This window comes from Nonomuraea sp. NPDC048892 (assembly GCF_040649735.1).
Classification (GTDB): domain Bacteria; phylum Actinomycetota; class Actinomycetes; order Streptosporangiales; family Streptosporangiaceae; genus Nonomuraea; species Nonomuraea maheshkhaliensis.
The window spans coordinates 81,441-98,889 of sequence record NZ_JBEZFZ010000026.1 but is presented as its reverse complement, the minus strand read 5'-3'; the positions used below and the strand labels follow the sequence as shown (position 1 = coordinate 98,889).

Annotated in this window: 20 protein-coding genes; 14 read left to right on the top strand and 6 right to left on the bottom strand. The window is 71.1% G+C overall.

Going from position 1 to position 17,449, the window contains the following annotated elements; translation table 11 throughout:
• Window positions 1-137: 137 nt before the first annotated feature.
• Window positions 138-1,367, top strand: a complete 1,230-nt coding sequence (locus tag AB0C28_RS45980; protein ID WP_357856649.1) for a sensor histidine kinase — start codon at window positions 138-140, stop codon at window positions 1,365-1,367.
• On the top strand, window positions 1,364-2,050 hold the full coding sequence (locus AB0C28_RS45975; protein WP_358082313.1) for a response regulator transcription factor: 687 nt from the start codon (window positions 1,364-1,366) through the stop codon (window positions 2,048-2,050). Before AB0C28_RS45980 ends, AB0C28_RS45975 begins: the two co-directional genes overlap by 4 nt.
• Window positions 2,051-2,057: 7 nt before the next feature.
• Here the strand turns inward: AB0C28_RS45975 and AB0C28_RS45970 are convergent, their stop codons facing one another.
• On the bottom strand, window positions 2,058-3,281 hold the full coding sequence (locus AB0C28_RS45970) for an ROK family protein (RefSeq protein ID WP_357856643.1): 1,224 nt from the start codon (window positions 3,279-3,281) through the stop codon (window positions 2,058-2,060).
• Window positions 3,282-3,435: 154 nt separating this feature from the next.
• Here AB0C28_RS45970 and AB0C28_RS45965 point away from each other — a divergent pair, with 154 nt between their 5' ends.
• Window positions 3,436-3,657: a 4-oxalocrotonate tautomerase family protein gene (locus AB0C28_RS45965; protein WP_357856641.1), complete on the top strand. Its 222-nt coding sequence runs from the start codon at window positions 3,436-3,438 to the stop codon at window positions 3,655-3,657.
• 14 nt (window positions 3,658-3,671) lie between these two features.
• On the opposite strand, the gene AB0C28_RS45960 is transcribed toward AB0C28_RS45965, so the two are convergent.
• Together AB0C28_RS45960 and AB0C28_RS45955 are read right to left on the bottom strand one after the other, a co-directional pair.
• On the bottom strand, window positions 3,672-5,267 hold the full coding sequence (locus AB0C28_RS45960) for an MFS transporter (RefSeq protein WP_358082310.1): 1,596 nt from the start codon (window positions 5,265-5,267) through the stop codon (window positions 3,672-3,674).
• The gene (locus AB0C28_RS45955; protein ID WP_357856635.1) at window positions 5,264-5,983 is read right to left on the bottom strand and encodes an NAD(P)/FAD-dependent oxidoreductase; all 720 of its coding nucleotides are present in this window, start codon (window positions 5,981-5,983) and stop codon (window positions 5,264-5,266) included. The genes AB0C28_RS45960 and AB0C28_RS45955 overlap by 4 nt, the downstream gene beginning before the upstream one ends.
• A gap of 95 nt (window positions 5,984-6,078) precedes the next feature.
• Here AB0C28_RS45955 and AB0C28_RS45950 point away from each other — a divergent pair, with 95 nt between their 5' ends.
• The 6 genes from AB0C28_RS45950 to AB0C28_RS45925 all read left to right on the top strand — a co-directional run bounded on the left by AB0C28_RS45950 (window position 6,079) and on the right by AB0C28_RS45925 (window position 10,767).
• The gene (locus AB0C28_RS45950) at window positions 6,079-6,663 is read left to right on the top strand and encodes an XRE family transcriptional regulator (RefSeq protein WP_358082307.1); all 585 of its coding nucleotides are present in this window, start codon (window positions 6,079-6,081) and stop codon (window positions 6,661-6,663) included.
• 106 nt (window positions 6,664-6,769) lie between these two features.
• Window positions 6,770-7,606 (top strand): methyltransferase, encoded by an 837-nt coding sequence (locus tag AB0C28_RS45945; protein ID WP_358082305.1) that lies wholly within the window; start codon window positions 6,770-6,772, stop codon window positions 7,604-7,606.
• A gap of 151 nt (window positions 7,607-7,757) precedes the next feature.
• Window positions 7,758-8,600 carry a DUF1684 domain-containing protein gene (locus AB0C28_RS45940; RefSeq protein ID WP_358082303.1) on the top strand — a complete coding sequence of 281 codons (843 nt, stop codon included), beginning with the start codon at window positions 7,758-7,760 and terminating at the stop codon, window positions 8,598-8,600.
• 2 nt (window positions 8,601-8,602) lie between these two features.
• Window positions 8,603-8,968, top strand: coding sequence for a nuclear transport factor 2 family protein (locus AB0C28_RS45935; RefSeq protein WP_358082301.1), 366 nt, complete (start codon window positions 8,603-8,605; stop codon window positions 8,966-8,968).
• Between the two features lie 90 nt (window positions 8,969-9,058).
• Complete coding sequence (locus AB0C28_RS45930; protein ID WP_357856623.1) at window positions 9,059-9,898, top strand: prephenate dehydratase; 840 nt, start codon at window positions 9,059-9,061, stop codon at window positions 9,896-9,898.
• A gap of 98 nt (window positions 9,899-9,996) precedes the next feature.
• Window positions 9,997-10,767 carry an enoyl-CoA hydratase-related protein gene (locus AB0C28_RS45925; protein ID WP_358082298.1) on the top strand — a complete coding sequence of 257 codons (771 nt, stop codon included), beginning with the start codon at window positions 9,997-9,999 and terminating at the stop codon, window positions 10,765-10,767.
• Window positions 10,768-10,808: 41 nt separating this feature from the next.
• Here AB0C28_RS45925 and AB0C28_RS45920 read toward each other — a convergent pair whose 3' ends face one another.
• The gene (locus AB0C28_RS45920) at window positions 10,809-11,831 is read right to left on the bottom strand and encodes an LLM class flavin-dependent oxidoreductase (RefSeq protein ID WP_357856617.1); all 1,023 of its coding nucleotides are present in this window, start codon (window positions 11,829-11,831) and stop codon (window positions 10,809-10,811) included.
• A gap of 116 nt (window positions 11,832-11,947) precedes the next feature.
• On the opposite strand from AB0C28_RS45920, the gene AB0C28_RS45915 reads away from it, so the two are divergent.
• Window positions 11,948-12,478, top strand: a complete 531-nt coding sequence (locus tag AB0C28_RS45915) for a CGNR zinc finger domain-containing protein (RefSeq protein WP_358082295.1) — start codon at window positions 11,948-11,950, stop codon at window positions 12,476-12,478.
• A gap of 33 nt (window positions 12,479-12,511) precedes the next feature.
• Here the strand turns inward: AB0C28_RS45915 and AB0C28_RS45910 are convergent, their stop codons facing one another.
• Window positions 12,512-13,435 (bottom strand): AraC family transcriptional regulator, encoded by a 924-nt coding sequence (locus tag AB0C28_RS45910; RefSeq protein WP_358082292.1) that lies wholly within the window; start codon window positions 13,433-13,435, stop codon window positions 12,512-12,514.
• A 114-nt stretch (window positions 13,436-13,549) separates the two neighbouring features.
• Between AB0C28_RS45910 and AB0C28_RS45905 the strand changes: the two genes are divergently transcribed.
• Window positions 13,550-14,104, top strand: a complete 555-nt coding sequence (locus AB0C28_RS45905) for an NAD(P)H-dependent oxidoreductase (RefSeq protein WP_357856608.1) — start codon at window positions 13,550-13,552, stop codon at window positions 14,102-14,104.
• Between the two features lie 78 nt (window positions 14,105-14,182).
• On the opposite strand, the gene AB0C28_RS45900 is transcribed toward AB0C28_RS45905, so the two are convergent.
• On the bottom strand, window positions 14,183-15,169 hold the full coding sequence (locus tag AB0C28_RS45900) for an aldo/keto reductase (protein WP_358082289.1): 987 nt from the start codon (window positions 15,167-15,169) through the stop codon (window positions 14,183-14,185).
• Window positions 15,170-15,304: 135 nt separating this feature from the next.
• Between AB0C28_RS45900 and AB0C28_RS45895 the strand changes: the two genes are divergently transcribed.
• The 3 genes from AB0C28_RS45895 to AB0C28_RS45885 all read left to right on the top strand — a co-directional run bounded on the left by AB0C28_RS45895 (window position 15,305) and on the right by AB0C28_RS45885 (window position 17,433).
• Complete coding sequence (locus AB0C28_RS45895) at window positions 15,305-15,919, top strand: hypothetical protein (protein ID WP_357856602.1); 615 nt, start codon at window positions 15,305-15,307, stop codon at window positions 15,917-15,919.
• Between the two features lie 25 nt (window positions 15,920-15,944).
• On the top strand, window positions 15,945-16,526 hold the full coding sequence (locus tag AB0C28_RS45890; RefSeq protein WP_358082286.1) for a TetR family transcriptional regulator: 582 nt from the start codon (window positions 15,945-15,947) through the stop codon (window positions 16,524-16,526).
• A gap of 103 nt (window positions 16,527-16,629) precedes the next feature.
• Entirely contained in the window at window positions 16,630-17,433 is an 804-nt protein-coding gene (locus AB0C28_RS45885; protein WP_358082283.1) for a helix-turn-helix domain-containing protein, read from the top strand.
• Window positions 17,434-17,449 lie beyond the last annotated feature (16 nt).

The following is a 17,449-nucleotide window of genomic DNA, read 5'->3' as shown; positions in this document are numbered from 1 at the left end:
GCCGCCGCCTCCGCCGGCGGACGGCAGCCGCTACGTAGTTCCACGTACACACCCCACCCCTCGCTACGCCCCACGGCGTACGGCGATCACGCCTCCGGACGCAGGGCCCCACACCTGGGGAACCGTAGGATCGACGCATGAAAGCACGCGCCGTCACGTTGCGCCTGCCGGTGCCGGCGCAGGAGACGCTGCTCGCGCTCTTCATCACCGTCATGCAGGTCCAGGGCACGATCGTGCGCAACGCCGGCGAACCGATCGAGCGCCCCCTCACCGACCTCGGAAACCTCGGATACGTCCTGCTGATCGCCGGCGGAGCGGTCATCGCCGTCCGCCGCCGCTGGCCGGTGCCGGTCTTCCTCACCACCGCACTCATCAGCCTGGCCTACTACACCCTCGGTTTCCCCGACGGCCCCGGCTGGCTCGGGCTCTTCGTCGCCCTCTACACCCTCGCCGCCTACGGCGACGGACGCCGCTCACTCGTCATCGCCGGCGCCGGCACCCTCATCCTCGCCGTCACCTGGCTGATCGCCGCGGCCGACATCGAACCACGCGCCGCCATCGGCTGGGTCTACTTCCGGATCGGCGCATCCGTCATGAGCGCGGCCCTGGGCGAATCCATCCGATCCAGGCACGTCATCGCGGCCGAAGCACAACAACGCGCCGAACTCGCCGAACGCAACCGCGAGGAGGAGGCACGAGCCCGCGTCGACGCCGAACGGCTCCGCATCGCCCGCGAGGTCCACGACACCGTCGCCCACGCCATCGCGATCATCAACGTCCAGTCCGGCGTCACCGCGCACGTCCTCGGCAAACGCCCGGACCTGGCCCGCGAGGCACTCCGCGCCATCGAGCAGACCAGCTCCCGCGCGCTGCGAGAGATGCGCGCCATCCTCGGCGTCCTGCGCGACGACGACACCGACGACGACGACTCGCGCGCGCCGTACCCCAGACTCGAACAGATCGACGAACTGGCCACCAAAGCCCGCGAAGCCGGACTCGACTGCACCATCGACATCACCCCGCCCCCGGCGCCGCTGCCCAGCACGATCAGCAACGCCGCCTACCGCATCGTGCAGGAATCCATCACCAACGTGGTCCGCCACGCCGGCCCCACCCGCATGACCGTGACCCTGAATTCCGGCACCGACGCCGTCGAGATCCGGATCACCGACGAAGGCCGCACCACACCCAAAAGCGACGACCCGGCCCCCCGCCCCGACGACACGGAAACCACACCACCCGGCCGCGGCATCCTCGGCATGCGCGAACGCTGCCGACTGCTGGGCGGCGAACTCGACGCGGGACCACTACCGGATGGCGGATTCCAGGTCAGAGCACGACTCCCCCTCACCGGGAGCCACCGATGAACGCCACCGCGACCAACTCCCCGATCAAGGTGCTGCTCGCCGACGACGAAGGGCTCGTACGCTCAGGATTCAAGGTCCTGCTCGACCTCGAAGACGACCTCACCGTCGTCGGAGAGGCCGTCAACGGCGCCCAAGCCGTCGACCAGGCCCGCGCCACCCGCCCCCACGTCGTCCTCATGGACATCCGCATGCCCAAGCTGGACGGAATCCAGGCCACCGCCCAGATCGCCGCCACCCCCGGCCTGGAGCAGGTCCGTATCCTCATCCTCACCACCTACGACACCGACGAGTACGTCTTCGACGCCCTGCAAGCCGGCGCCAGCGGCTTCCTGCTCAAAGACGCGGGACCGGCCGAACTCCTGCACGCCATCCGCGTGATCGCCGCCGGAGAAGCCCTGCTCTCGCCGCGCATCACCCGGCGCCTCATCGGCCAGTTCGCCACCCAACGCAGAATCGCCCAAAGCGCACAGCACCAGCTCGCCGTACTCACCGAACGAGAACGCGAAGTACTCACCCTCGTCGGCCACGGCCTCAGCAACCACGAAATCGGCGCCGAACTGTTCCTCAGCCCGGCCACCGCACGCACCCACGTCAGCCGCGCCATGGCGAAACTCGGCGCACGCGACCGCGCCCAGCTCGTCGTCATCGCCTACCGAACGGGACTCGTCACCCCCACACCGTAAAAGATCATCAGCGCAGAGCCGCCAGCGTATTGACGGGATCATCCAGCAGACTCGCGAAAGCGAGCTCCGCGGCCCCGGCCAGCGTCGTGTCATCACCCAGAGCCGTCACCGCCAACCGCACCCGCTCCCGCGACACCGGCAGAACATGCGCGTCGATCCGCGCCCGCACACACGACGCCGCCCCCGGATACACATCACGCAACATCCCCCCGAACACCACCAGCGCCGGGTTGAACAGATTGATGAGATTCACCACCCCGACACCCAGCCAATCCCCCACCCGATCCAGCGCGTCCCGCGCACGAACGTCACCCGCCCCGGCCAGAGCGACCACCGCCCGGATGCCCTCCCTGCCCACCAACTCCCCGGACCGCCCCGCGTAGTCCAGCAACGCCCCCTCCCCCACCTCCGCCTCCAGACACCCCCGCGACCCGCACAGACACGGCCGCCCGTCGAACGGATTCACCAGCATGTGCCCGAGCTCGCAGCCGTAACCGCCATCGCCGTCCAGCAACTCACCACCGACGATGATCCCCCCGCCCACCCCCACATCCCCGTGCAGGTAGATCAGATCGTCGACCTCGGTCCCCGCTCCGCGCACGTGCTCCGCGATCGCCCCCAGATGCGCCTCGTTCCCCACCTCGACCGGCAACCCCAGCCCCAGCCCGGCCGCCAGCTCAGCACCGAACGCCTGATCCACCCACCCCAGATGCGGCCCGTACCGGACCATGCCGTCGGCCCGCCTGATCAACCCGCAGTACGACGCCCCCACACCCACGCACAACGCCCCAGAACCGGCCCCGGCCACCAGCTCACGACCGAAAGCGGCCAGCACCCCGACCACGTCCTCCAGATCCACCCCGGCCCGGGCCCGCACCGCCTCACGCCGCTCCAGGATCCGCCCGCCGAGCCCGACCCGTGCCGCCACCAGCCGGTCCACCGCGACATCGAAGGCGAGCCCGTACAGGGTGCCCTGCTCAGGCATCACCACGATGGACGGCCGGCCCGCCTGCCCCCTCCCGACAGGAACCCCCTCCCTGACCAGCCCTGCCGCCGCCAGCTCCGCGGTCAGATCCATGATGGTGCTGCGGTTGAGCCCCATCCAGCGGCCCAGCGCGGCCCGCGACACCATCCCGTCCCGATGCACGCGGCGCAGCACCTCGCTCAGGTTCCGCTGCCGCACCTGCTCCTGCGTCCGCGCGCCCGCCGCCGATCCCGTCACCTCCGCCACCCTAGAACGATTCGCCGTCGCGGCGGAGGTTTGGTTCTTGTACGGGCGGAGCGGGAATGCACCAGCCAGCCGCCTTTACATTGTAGATTTCGCTTTCACGGCGTTTGTCCAGTTCGCGCAGGGGCATGTCCGCACCAACGGGGAGGGGGACCCCATGCCACTCATCAACGTGAAGCTCATCGAGGGCGTGTTCAGCGACGAGCAGAAGGCCGAGATGGTGGAGAAGCTGACCGACGCGATGGTCACGATCGAGGGCGAGAACCTCCGCTCCCTCACCCTGGTCATCATCGAGGAGGTCAAGAGCGGCGACTGGGCCTTCGGGGGCAAGCAGGTGACGGCCGCGGACGTGAAGGCCCTGATGGCGGGCGAGGGCTGACCACCGGAAAGCCCTTACGCGGGCACCTGCGGCTGCCGGTCCTCGCGGGTCTTCTCCTGGTCCACCGCTGCGGGAAGCCCGCCGCGTACGACGGTGTAGACGAACAGGACGCCCATGACGACGACCCCCGCCCACATGGCCTGCTGCCAGCCGTCCACGAACGACTGCCGGGCGGCATCCGCCAGCGCCCGCGCGTGGGGCCCTGCGGTGCCCGCGACCTCGATCGCGTTGGCGACCCCCTGGCGTGCCACGTCCGCCACGCCCTGGGGAACGCCGCCGAGCCTGTCGTCGATGGCGCCGCGGTAGCCGTTCGCCAGGAGGGCGCCGAGCAGGGCGACGCCGAGCGCGGTGCCGAACTCGCGGGTGATGTCGTTGAGCGCGGAGGCGACCCCCTGCTTCTCGCGCGGCAGCGAACCGGTGATGGCCTCGGTGGAGGGGGTCATCGCCAGGCCCATGCCGGTGCCCATGGCGAGCATGCCGGGCAGGATGGACAGGTAGCCGCCCTCGACGGAGACGATGCCGGCCATGAGGGCCAGACCGGCGCCGAACAGCACGATCCCCACTGCCATGGTGGAGCGGGCGCCGATGCGCGCGGCCAGTTTGGGCGCCAGGCCGGAGGTCATCATCATGAGCACGGCCATGGGCATCATCGCCAGCGTGGACAGCAGCCCCGACCAGCCGAGCACGGCTTGCAGGAACGGGAAGAGGACCACGAAGACGCCCGCCTGGACCCCGAAGACCACCAGCAGGGTGACCGAACCGCCGCTCAGGCCGCGCTCGCGGAAGAGCCGTACATCCAGCAAAGACGCGTCCTCCTGGCGCAGTTCCCAGGCCACGAAGAAGATCAGGGCCACCACACCGGCGACGAGGGCGGCCAGGGTGACCGGGTCGCTCCAGCCGCGCTCCGGGCCTTCCTGGAGCACGAAGATGAGACCCACCACGGCGACCACGGAGGCCAGCGCGCCGACGGTGTCGAAGGAGTGCCCGGAGTGCTCGCGCGAGTCGGGCACGGACCGCATCATGCCGAGCGAGACGACGACCAGCACGACCGGCAGCAGGAACAGCCACCGCCAGTGCGCCACGTCCACGAGCAGCGCGGACAGGAACATGCCGATGATGCCACCGCCTCCGGCGACGCCGGTCCACACGCCGATCGCCTTTCCGCGCTGCTCGGCGGGGAACGTCGAGGTGATCACGGCCAGCGTGATCGGCATGATCATCGCGGCGCCCACCCCGCTGAGCACGCGGGCGACGATCATGACTTCGGCGGACGGGGCCAGGCCGGCCAGCGCGCCGGCGACCCCGAAGACGATCAGTCCGGCGATCAGCATGGGCTTGCGGCCCAGCCGGTCGCCGATCGCGCCGAGCGGAAGCAGCAGGGCGGCCAGGGTGAGGGTGTAGACGTTGATGATCCACAGGATGGTGGTCTGTGCGGCGCCGAACTCGACGGCCATGTCGGGCTGGGCCACGTTCAGGCCGGTCACCGAGGCGATGACCGCCATCAACGCGACACAGACGGCGATCAGGATCGTGCGCAGCTGACGCGCGTCCGGTGCTCCCCCGCCGCTCGGCGCGGCGGACTCCCCCTGTACGGGCTGGTCGGTGCTCATGAGTTCCTCTCTGAAAGGGCCGCGACGGTGTCCGCGTCGGCCAGCAGGGCATTGATGTGCGCACCGGCCAGCGCGCCGGCCGCGGCGGCGGCGCCCACCTGGGCCATCGGGTCGGTGGCGTTGCCGGCCACCCACACCCCCGGCACGTCGGTGGCGCCGGCCAGGCCGGCGGCGAAGCGGCGGCCCATGGCGCCGGGCAGGTCCTCCATCGGCAGGTTCAGCCCGTCCAGGCCGTCGGTACGGGCCCAGGTCACGGTGACGACGGCCAGAACGCGCCGGGGCACGATCGTGCCGTCGGCCAGGACCACTCCGGACAGAGAACCGTCCGCGCCGGTCGCGACCTCCCGCACCGGGGTGTCGACGACGGCGATGCCGCGGGCGGCGAAGCGGGCGCGGGTGCTCGCGTCGAGGCCGGTGCCGCGGGTGAAGTAGACCAGGTTGTCGGTGAGCTGGCGGAACAGCAGCGCGTGGTGGACCGAGGCGGGCCGGTGGCGAGGACGCCGATGGGCTCGTCGCGTACCTCCCAGCCGTGGCAGTACGGGCAGTGCACCACTTTGCTCCCCCAGTGCCGGGCCAGACCGGGTATGTCGGGCAGCACGTCCGTCAGCCCGGTGGCCACCAGCAGGCGGCGCGCCGTTCAGGCCCGCCGCGCCGCCGCCGATGACCACGACATCGACGGTGCCGGCCGGCAGTGGGTCGCTCGTGTGCGCGGGCATGTCCAAGGCTCTCCTCTGTACGCGGGCCCGGCGGATCCGGGCCGTCTGCAGGCGACGCTAGCCTCGCCTTGCACTACGGGCATAGGATGTTGCCTATGAAGCAAGAAGATGAAGGCCTGGACAGCCTCGTACGCAAACGCATCCGCGCCCTGCGGGTCGCCCAGGGCTGGTCCCTGGAGGAGCTGGCCAACCGGGCCAGGCTCAGCCAGTCCTCACTGAGCCGCATCGAGAACGGCCAGCGCCGGCTCGCGCTGGACCAGCTCGTCACCCTCGCCCGCGCCCTGGACACCTCCCTCGACCAGCTGGTCGAGACGGCCACGGACGACGTCGTCACCAGCCCGATGATCGACGGCGCCCACGGCCAGCTGCGCTGGCCGATCAAGGCCGATCCCGGCATGACCGTGATGCGTCAGCGCATGACCGATCCGCCACCTGACAATCCCGCCCGAATGCGCGCCCACCCGGGCCGGGAATGGCTCGTCGTCCTGTCCGGCACGGCGATCCTCATGCTCGGCCACCGCCGCTTCCGCCTGGAGGCCAACCAGGCCGCCGAGTTCCCGACGATGATGCCGCACGCCATCGGCGCCGAGGGCGGGCCGTGCGAGATCTTGGGCATCTTCGACCGCGACGCGCGCCGCGGCCACCAGCGCGACGAAGGCTCCGACACTACAGAGACATGAGATCGAACCCCGCAGGTCTTGCGCTTGCGGCAAATCCGGCGGTCATTTCCTTGCGCGGAACGGGAGGAGTCATGCCGTACGCGCATGGCCCCCGTATTGTGGCCTCATGACGCACACGCACACCGCTCATGACCACGGCGACCACAGTCAGGAGGAGCTTCTCGACCTGGACGCGGAAATCCTCGCCGAGCACCTCGACGCCATCACCGCATGGCTGCCCCTGACCACCGATCCGCGCCACATCGTGGACGTGGGCTGCGGCACAGGAGCGGGCGCCTTCGCCCTGCTCGACCGCTTTCCCGAGGCGCGTCTCACCGCCGTGGACGCCTCGCCCGAGCACCTGCGGCGCCTGCGCGAGAAGGCGTGCGCCCGTGAGGTGGACGATCGCCTGGACATCGTGCAGGCCGACCTCGACGCCGGCTGGCCCGAGCTCGGCACGCCGGACCTGGTCTGGGCGTCGGCCTCGATGCACCACATGGCCGACCCCGTCCGTGTCCTGCGACGTGTCCACGACCTGCTCGCGCCCGGCGGCCTGTTCGCGGTCGTCGAACTGGCCCATTTCCCCCGCTTCCTGCCTGCCGACGCCCCCGAGGAGCGGCCTGGCCTGGAGGAGCGCTGTCACGCGGCGGCCGATCACGTCCACTCCGGGCATCTGCCCCATCGCGGCGCCGACTGGGGGCCGATGCTGACCGAGGCCGGCTTCGTCCTCGACGGCGAACGCACCATCGCGGTGCACCTCGACGGCTCGGAGAACGAGGCGATCGGCCGCTACGCGCTCAGCGCGTTGCGGCGCATCCGCGGCGCCGCCGCGCAGGCGCTCTCGGCCGACGACCTCGCCGCGCTCGACGGGCTGCTCGACACCGGCGGTCAGCGCAGCATCCTGCGCCGCGACGACCTCGCCCTGCGCACCGAACGCAAGGTCTGGGCCGCCCGCCGCCCCTGAGCCCAGAAGAGGCTCCAGCTTGCTCCGGCGGCATCGGCACGCCCGATGCTTTGCCTATCACGCAAGACATCATGCCCGACGAGCATGGCGGCCGTAGGTTGAGTGGCAGAGCCGCGGACCCCGTCGCGGCGTACAGGAGAGGAGCAATCTCATGGCAGTCCCAGCCTCCAAGATGGAGGCGGCAGGTGTGCCCGCCGCCTACCATGCCTGGCGCGAGAGCCGCTGGGAGGAGATCGCCGGCGCGAACGGAAAGGCCAAGGTCGTCGCCAATGGGAAGATCATCGGCCGCGATGACCACACTTTGCCCGGTGTTCCCGGAGTGTGGAGCACCGACGAGGCCGGCGCCCTGACGGTGACGGCGTTGGAAGCGGACGGCGTGCGGATCGACGGCAGGACGGTCGACGGCACGGCGGAGGTGCCCGGCGGCGCCCGGCTGGAGTTCCCCGGCGGGCGCGTCGGCTTCGCCGGAGGCGATGACGGCGCGTACGGCATGGTGGTCATGGACCCGGCCGCCGTCGAACGCTCCGGCCTGCGCGGTGTGGACGCCTACCCCTACGACCCCGCGTGGGTGTTCGAAGGCCGCTACCGGCAGGCGCCCACGGACCGCCGCATCGAGGTGGAACGGCTGACCTCGCCGCGCAGCACCGAGGCCGTCCTGGCTCCCGTGGACCTCGTCGTGACCATCGACGGCGCCGAGTACGTGCTGGCCGTCCTCGAAGACTTCCCCGGCCAGCGCCTGGTGGTCTTCACCGACGAGACCAACGGCACCGACACGCCCGCGATCGGCCGCTGGCTCGTGCTGCCGCCGCTGCCGCCCGGCAGCACGCTGAGCGTCGACTTCAACCAGGCGACGCTCTCGCACCACCACCTCAACCCGTCCGTCTTCGTCTGCCCCCTCTCCCCTCCCGGCAACCACCTGCCGATGCGCGTGGAGGCGGGCGAGCGCGCCCTCGTCCACGACACGCCCGGCCACCACCAGCGGAAGGACGCATGATCATGAGCAGGCACCTCAAGGACCAGGCCATCGGCTATCTGCGCAGCCTGGAGAAGGCCGACTGGGAGACCGCACGGGGCATGTGCGCCGGGACGGCCACCGTCTGGCACAACGACGGCAAGCCCGAGCAGAGCGTCGAGGAGAACATCCAGCACATGGCGGCGCAGGTCGAGGCGATCGAGTCGATGCGCTACGACATCATCCGCCAGTTCGCGCAGCCGGGCGAGGTCCTGCAGCAGCACGTGGTGCACGTGGCCATGCGGAACGGCATGCGCGGCGAGGTGCACGCCGCGGTGTACTTCCGCTTCGACGACGCCGGGCTGATCACCCGCATCGAGGAGTACGCCGGCTTCGTACCCGCCGACTAGGGCCAAGCGTCAACCGGGCACCTGCGCGGGACCGACGTGCCGGAACGGGCATGGCCGGATCAGGCCCGCGAGCATGGAAAACTTGCTGAGGTGACCGCACGACGTATCGCCTACCAGGGCGAGCCCGGCTCCAACTCCCATATGGTGTGCAAGCGCCACTACCCCGACTGGCACGCGGTGCCGTGCGCGTCCTTCGAGGACGTGTTCGCGGTGGTGGAGAACGGGAAGGCCGAGCTGGCGATGATCCCGATCGACAACTCGATCGCCGGCCGGGTCGCCGACATCCACCACTTCCTGCCGACGTCGGACCTGCACATCATCGGCGAGCACTTCCTGCGCATCCAGTTCCACCTGATGGCCCCGCCGGGCGCGACCCTGGACACGATCAAGGCCGTGCACAGTCACGTCCACGCCCTCGGCCAGTGCCGCCGGATCATCCGCGAGCACGACCTGGTGCCCGTGATCGCGGGTGACACGGCCGGGGCGGCGCGGGAGGTGGCCGAGGCGGGCGACCCGACCCAGGCGGCCATCGCGCCGCCGCTCGCGGCGGAGATCTACGGCCTGCACACCCTCGCCCGCGACGTCGAGGACGAGGAGCACAACACCACCCGGTTCGTGGTGCTCAGCAGGGATTTCGTGCAGGCGCCGCGCGGGCACGGCCCGGTGGTCACCTCGTTCGTCTTCAACGTGCGCAACCTGCCGGCCGCGCTCTACAAGGCACTCGGCGGGTTCGCGACCAACGGCATCAACATGACCAAGCTGGAGAGCTACATGGTGGGCGGCCATTTCACCGCCACCCAGTTCCTCGCCGAGGTCGACGGGCATCCCGACGATCCCGGGCTGAAGAACGCGCTGGAGGAGCTGGCGTTCTTCACCACGGACGTGAAGATCCTCGGGGTCTATCCGGCCGATCCGTCCCGCACCGGCTGAGCCTCCGACATTCCGGACGTACGGCGGCGCCAGGTGGGAAGAATGCCTGGGTGGCCGATCGCGGTCACGCGCCCGCGCGATCATCGAGGAGCCCGACGGTGAACCTGGAACATGTACTCGTCAACCGCGACGCCGACTTCGTGACGATCACGATGAACCGGCCGCAGCGGCGCAACGCCCTGTCGCTGGCCCACCTACAGGAGCTGATCGGCGCGTTCGGCGCCGCCGGCGACAGCGACGCCTCGGGGATCATCCTGGCCGGGGCCGGTCCGGTCTTCAGCGCCGGTCACGACTTCGCCGACGTCGCCGCGGCCGACCAGGACGGGGTGACCCTCATCCTGGACACCTGCCGCCAGCTCATGGAGCTGATCGAGTCGGTGCCGCAGCCCGTCGTGGCCCGGGTGCACGGCCTGGCCACCGCGGCGGGCTGCCAGCTGGTCGCCACCTGCGATCTCGCCGTCGCCGCCGACACCGCCGGGTTCGCCGCGCCCGGCGGCAAGGGGGGCTGGTTCTGCCACACCCCCATGGTCGCCATCGCCCGCAACATCGGGCGCAAGCGCGCCGCCGAGATGGCGTACACCGGTGACACGATCACCGCCGCGCAGGCGCTCGACTGGGGGCTGGTCAACCGGGTCGTGCCCGCCGCCGAGCTCGACGACGCCGTCGCCGACCTGCTCGGGCGGGCCACCCGGGGCAGCCGCGCCTCGAAGGCGCTCGGCAAGCGCACCCTGTACCAGCAGTTGTCGCTGCCGGAGGTGGACGCGTACCGGCTGGCCACCAAGGTCATGGCCGAGTCCTCGCAGTCCGCCGCGGCGCGTGAGGGCATGGCGGCGTTCCTGGGCAAGCGCCCGCCCAAGTGGACCGACTGACGCGCGCCCGCCCTCAAAAGCCGCGCCCGTCCCATCGGGCGTCAGCGCCAGCCGAGTGCGGGCGCGACGTGGGTCAGGACCGAGGTGAGCAGGTGGGCGTTGTAGTCCACGCCGAGCTGGCTGGGCACCGTCAGCAGGAGCGTGTCGGCCGCGGCGATGGCCTCGTCGCCGGCCAGTTCCTTGACCAGCACGTCGGGCTCGGCGGCGTACGTGCGCCCGAAGACGGCCCTGGTGGTGGCGTCGATGAAGCCGACCTGGTCGGTGCTGGTGCGCTCGTGGCCGAAGTACGCGCGGTCCGTCTCGTTGACGATCGGCATGATCGAGCGGCTCACCGACACGCGCGGCTCGCCCTCGTGGCCGGCCTCCTTCCACGCCTCCCGGTAGGCCGCGATCTGCTCGGCCTGCTGCACGTGGAACGGCTTGCCGTTCTCGTCGTCCTTGAGCGTGGAACTCATCAGGTGCATGCCCAGCCCGGCGGCCCACTTGGCGGTGGCGTTCGAGCTGGAGCCCCACCAGATGCGCCGGCGCAGCCCCTCCGAGTGGGGTTCGAGGCGCAGCAGCCCGGGCGGGTTGGGGAACATCGGGCGCGGGTTCGGCTGGGCGAAGCCCTCGCCGTCGAGCACCTTGAGGAAGACCTCCGCGTGCTTGCGCGCCATGTCCGCCTCGGTCTCCCCCTCCCCCGGCTCGTAGCCGAAGTAGCGCCAGCCGTCGATCACCTGCTCGGGTGATCCGCGGCTGATGCCGAGCTGGAGCCGCCCGCCCGCGATGAGGTCGGCCGCGCCGGCGTCCTCGGCCATGTAGAGGGGGTTCTCGTAGCGCATGTCGATGACGCCGGTGCCGATCTCGATCCTGCTCGTCCGCGCCCCGACAGCCGCCAGCAGCGGGAACGGGCTCGCGAGCTGCTGGGCGAAGTGGTGGACGCGGAAGTAGGCGCCGTCGGCCCCGAGCTCCTCGGCCGCCACCGCGAGCTCGATCGACTGCAACAGGGTGTCGGACGCGCTGCGGGCCTTGGAGTACGGCGACTCCGACCAATGCCCGAAGCTCAGGAAACCGATCTTCTTCATAGAGCGTTAAACCTTCCGCGCGTCAAGGACATTCCGCGAGGTCCATCATGGCTTCCCCGGGATGTCGTGCTCTGTTGCTGTTCGTGGCATGACGTACAGGCTGTTGTAATGAGCTTGTGCAGCTCAACCCTTACGGCGCGGACGTGGTGAACTTCGCCGCCGACCTGGCGAACCGGCCGCCGGCGAGCGCCGCAGAACTGGCCGCTCGCTGCCGCGCGGCCGGTCTGGTGCTGGAACGTCCGGTCGAGGCGGCGGATCTCGACCGGACCCTCGCCGTCATCGCCGCCTGGACGAAGGTCGTCGACGCCACGGACGAGCACGAGAGGGCGGGGCTGGTCAACGAGATGCTCGCCCGGTCGGCCGCCTATCCGCGGCTGACCGACCACGCTCATGGCTGGCACCTGCACTACCGCGACCCGCTGCAGCCGCTCGGCGCGGTGCTGTTCGCGCTGATCTCCGTGGGGACGGCACTGCACCTCACCGGACGGGGCATGGACCGGCTCGGGCGGTGTGCCGCCGACGGCTGCGCGGCGATCTTCGCCGACACCTCGCGCACCGCGCTTCAGCGGCACTGCTCCCACCCGTGCGCCAACCGGGACGCGGTACGCCGCCACCGCGCCCGCCGTTCCACGTCCTCCGCCACGTGACACGCCCGGCAGGCCGATGCGGACGAAGGTGGCTTACGCGACCGCCGGACTGCGGCGGAAACGACCCGGTGGGACGCCGAACTCGCGCTTGAAGGCGTTGCCGAAGGCGAACTCCGACGCGTACCCCATCCGTTCGGCCACCTCCGCCACCGACGCGTCCGACTCGCGCAGCATGCGCGCCCCGTTCACCAGCCGCCACCAGGTCAGGTACGCCAGCGGCGGCTGCCCGACCAGCGCGGCGAAGCGGCGGGCGAAGCCGGCCCGCGACATGCCCGCGCGGGCGCCGAGCTCCTCGACCGTCCAGTGGCGGGCCGGATCGCGGTGGACGGCGTCGAGCGCGCGCCCGATCGCGGGGTCGGCCAGCGCGGCGGCCCAGCCGGACAGCGTGCACGGCTCTTCCTGAGTGTCGTAGTAGGCCCGCAGCACGTACAGCTGCACCATCTCCAGCAGGGACGACACCACGATGTCCGCGCCGGTACGCGGATTCTCGATCTCGGCGGCCAGCAGCTCGACGGCGGCGCGCAGCTCGGGATGGCTGCCGAGCGTCGCGGGCAGGTGGATCACGCTGGGCAGCGAGCTCAGGATGGGGTGGGTCCGGTCGAGGTCGATCCGGTAGCCGCCGGACAGGATGACCGTCTCGGGCCCGGTGCCGCCTGTCGCGGCGGAGGCGTACAGCTCGTGATGGGCCCCGCAGTCGGCGTCGACCAGCGGCTTTTCTGGGTCGTCGGTCAGCCCGTACGAGTCGCCGTGCGGCACGAAAACCAGGTCGCCTACGCTCAGCGGAACGGGCTCGCCGTCCGGAGGGATGAGCCAGCAGGACCCGCGCAGAATCAGCTGGAAACCCGCGGACTCGGGCGTCGTGCGGAACCGGACCCCCCAGGGCGCGCGCCAGGAGAAGCGGGTGGAGTTGGGCCGCCCGCACCGCATGAAGGCCACCACATCGCTGAGCACATCCATACGGGAAGTCTAACCATAGAGACGATCGCGTATGAATGTTGGACAGCAACGCATTCAGTATCTCGCCTGTTCTCCCTACGGTGGTGTCCGTACCACCGACTGAGGAGCATTGGCATGCTGAAGATAGGCATCATCCTGGGCAGCACCCGTCCTGGCCGCAACGGCGAGGCGGTGGCGCGTTGGGTTCACGATCTGGCCGTCAAGCGCGGCGACGCCGAGTACGAGGTCGTCGATCTGAAGGACTTCGACCTGGGCAACCTGGACGAGCCCGAGCACCCGGCCACGGGCAACTACCTGTACGAGCGCACCAAGCGCTGGTCGGCCAAGGTGGCGTCGCTGGACGCGTTCATCATCGTGACCCCCGAGTACAACAACTCCTACCCCGGCGCGCTCAAGAACGCGCTCGACTTCCTGTACTCGGAGTGGACCAACAAGGCGGCCGGGTTCGTCGGCTACGGCGTGGACGGCGCGCCCCGGGCGATCTCGCACCTGCGGCACGTCCTGGGCCTGCTCAGCGTGGCCACCGTGTCGAACCAGGTCGGGCTGTCGATCCACACCGACTTCGCGGACGGCTTCCAGCCGGCGGCGGCGCACGAGGAACGCCTGAACGTGGTCCTCGACCAGGTCCTGTCCTGGGGCTCGGCCCTGCGCCCGCTCCGGGCGGCCTGAGCCGCGAGCACAGGCGGGTACAGCGGCCGGGCCTGGCGCAGGCCCGGCCCGGCCGCCGAGCACGGACCTGCGCCGGGGTCAGGTCCAGCTGGGCATGACCGGGGCCACGTAACGGGCGCCGAATCCGCCGGTGGGCAGGATCTCGGCGATCACGTCCAGGTCGGCGGGGCCGAGACTGAGCTCGGCGGCGCCGGCGTTCTCCTCCATCCGCCGGGGGCTGCGGGTGCCGGGGATCGGCACGATGTCCTCGCCCTGCGCCAGGACCCACGCGAGCGCGAGCTGGGCGACGCTCGCGCCCTTCGACGCGGCGAGCTCGCCCAGCCGCTCCACGGCCCCCAGGTTCTGCTCGAAATCGCCCGGCTGCCAGCGGGGGTCGGTGTTGCGCATGTCGGTGGCGTCATAGGAGCCGGCGGGCTTGGCCGTGCCGGTGATGAAGCCGCGGCCCAGCGGCGAGTAGGCGACGAACCCGATCCCCAGCTCGCGCAGCACCGGGAACAACTGCTCGACCTCCCGCTCGAACAGGGAGTACTCGGTCTGCAGGACGGAGACCGGCTGGACGGCGTGCGCCCTGCGGATCGTCCGCGGACCGGCCTCCGACAGGCCGAAGTACTTCACCTTGCCCGCCTCGATCAGCTCCTTGACGGTCCCGGCGACGTCCTCGATGGGCACGTCGGGGTCGACCCGGTGCTGGTAGAGCACGTCGATGTGGTCGACGCCCAGGTAACGCAGGCTGTTGTCGGTCACCTCACGGATGTGCTCGGGACGGCTGTCGAACTTCACGCCGATCCGCGCGGGGTCGGACAGGTCGAAGCCGAACTTCGTGGCCAGGACGACGTCGTCGCGGAAGTCCTTGACCGCCTTGCCGACCAGGGTCTCGTTGGAGCCGGTGCCGAGGCCGTACAGCTCGGCGGTGTCGAAGAAGGTCACGCCCAGCTCGTACGCGCGCCGGATGGCGGCTATGCCCGCCTGCTCGTCACCGGGACCGTAGGCCATCGTCAGGCCCATCGACCCGTAACCGATCGCCGAGACGGCCAGACCTTGGCGGCCGAGGATGCGCTGTCGCATGATGAGGTCCTCCCTGAACAAAACCAAACGGTTCGGTTTGATTCACTCCACCATACTCCAGTCACGGCACTGTGCAGCGCTAAGATCGTTCCGCCGGGCAGGCCCGGCGTTCCGCCGCGACCGAGCAAGGGCCAGATGAGCGACGAACCGATACGACGACTCCGCGAGGCCGCCGGGCGCACCCGCGAGCTGGCCGGGCAGCGGGTGGGCACCGGACTCGGCCATGAGGACGCCGATGACGACGTCGGCACGATCGGCACCGACGGCGCCGTCGGCTTCGACCCGTTCCCCCTGCTCGAAGCCCTGCAGCGGCACGGCGTGCGGGCCGTGGTGATCGGGCAGGTCGCCGGCATCATGCACGGGTCCGCCGAGCTGACCGGCGACCTCGACCTGCTCTGGGACGGCGCCCCCGAGCACGCCCCGGCCCTGGCGGCCGCCTTCGCCGCCGCCGGCGCCCGGCTGAGCGACGAGCGGGGCGAGCCCGTGGCGACCCGGCCGGAAGCCTTCCTCCGTCCCAAGGTGCAGTTCACCGCCACCGGCGCCGGCGGCGACTGCTGCACCCCGGCGCTGCCCTGGGGCGGTTATCGCGTCCGGGAGGTCCTCGACCGTGCGGTCACCGCGACCGACCCGGACGGCCTGGAGGTCCGCTACGCCTGCCTCGACGACCTGATCGGGATGCGCCGCGCGCTCGGCCGGCCGAAGGACCTGCGGCGGGCGGAGGAGCTGGAGTCCCTGCGCTCCGGCCGCTGACGCGGCGGATCACTAAGATCGGGGCATGGCCAGAACCGACTCCACCCGCGACCGCATCGTCGCCGCCGCGCGAGAGGAGTTCGCCCGGTTCGGGATCGCCGGCGCCCGCGTGGACCGGATCGCCAAGGCCGCCCGTACCAGCAAGGAACGCGTCTACGCCTACTTCCGCACCAAGGAGGCTCTGTACGCGCACGTGGCCTCGGGCGAGCTGACGGCGGCGGCCGACGCCATCCACCTGGATCCGGCCGACCTGCCCTCCTACGCCGGCCAGCTGTTCGACTACTTCTCCGCCAATCCCGGCCGGCACCGGTTCATCGCCTGGGGCCGCCTCGAACTGCCTCCTCCCGATCACTCCCCCGTCGAGCCGAACCCCTACCGCGACGCCATCGCCGGCAAGCTGGAGCGGATCCGGCGCGCGCAGCAGGACGGTCTCCTCGACGCCTCCTGGGACCCGGCCGACATCATGGCCCTGGTCTGCCAGATCGCCGAAACCTGGAGCGAGCAGGTCGCGATCGCCACCCTCGCCGAGGGCACCGCGGCCGACCGCCGCGCCGCCGTCGTCCGCGCCGTCACCGCCCTCTTCCCTCCCTCTGGCCCCGCCGCCTGAGCACGCCGGGCCCTCGGATCCTGCCGCCTGAGCACCCGGCACTCGGGCCATGCCGCTTGCGCACGCCGGGCGGACGTCGGCCGGGCCGCCGTAGGGTGGAGAGGTGCCCGTCGTGCCCGCTCATCGCAGGTCCGCGGCCCTGGCACCGTTCGTGGCGACGCTGAGCGCCTACGACCTCGGGCCGGGCGGCGTTCATCGCGGGCTGCCCTCGTCCACGATCTCGATCACGATCCCCGAGACGGACTCTCTGGAGATCGGCCGGCTCGGCTCACGAGAACGTTTCCGTGCCGTGGTCGCCGGGCTCCACCTCGACCCGGCCGAGCTGAGGCAGGAGGGCGGCACGCGCGGCGTGTGGCTGACGCTCAGCCCACCGGCCGCGGGCGCGCTGCTGGGGGTTCCGGCGTCGGCGCTGTCCGGGCAGGTCGCCGAGCTCGCCGACGTGGCGCCGGCGCTGGCGTACCTGCCGGAGCGGCTGGCGGCCTGCCGGTCCTGGCCGCAGCGGCGCGCCCTGGTCGAAGAGGCCCTGCTCGCCGGGCTGAACCGGCACGAGAGGGACACCGGCGGCGGCGAACTCCCTGCCACGCTGGCGGCGCTGTCGGCGCTGTCGGGGACCGCCCGGGTGCAGGAGGCGGCTCGGCGGCTCGGGTGCTCGCGGCGCCACCTGAGCGGCACGGTCCGCGGCGCGCTGGGGGTGACGCCGAAGGAGTATCAGCGACTGCTCCGCTTCGAGGCCGCGCGCGGCGGGCTCGTGGCCGCCGCCAGTGCGGGAACGGTCAGCCTGGCGGCAGTGGCCGCAGCGGCGGGCTTCGCCGACCAGGCGCATCTCACCCGGGAATGGCGGACGATGGCCGGGTGCACCCCGACCGAGTGGCTACGCACGGAGGGCCTCGCCGGCCCCACCACCTGAGACAGGCCACCAGGTC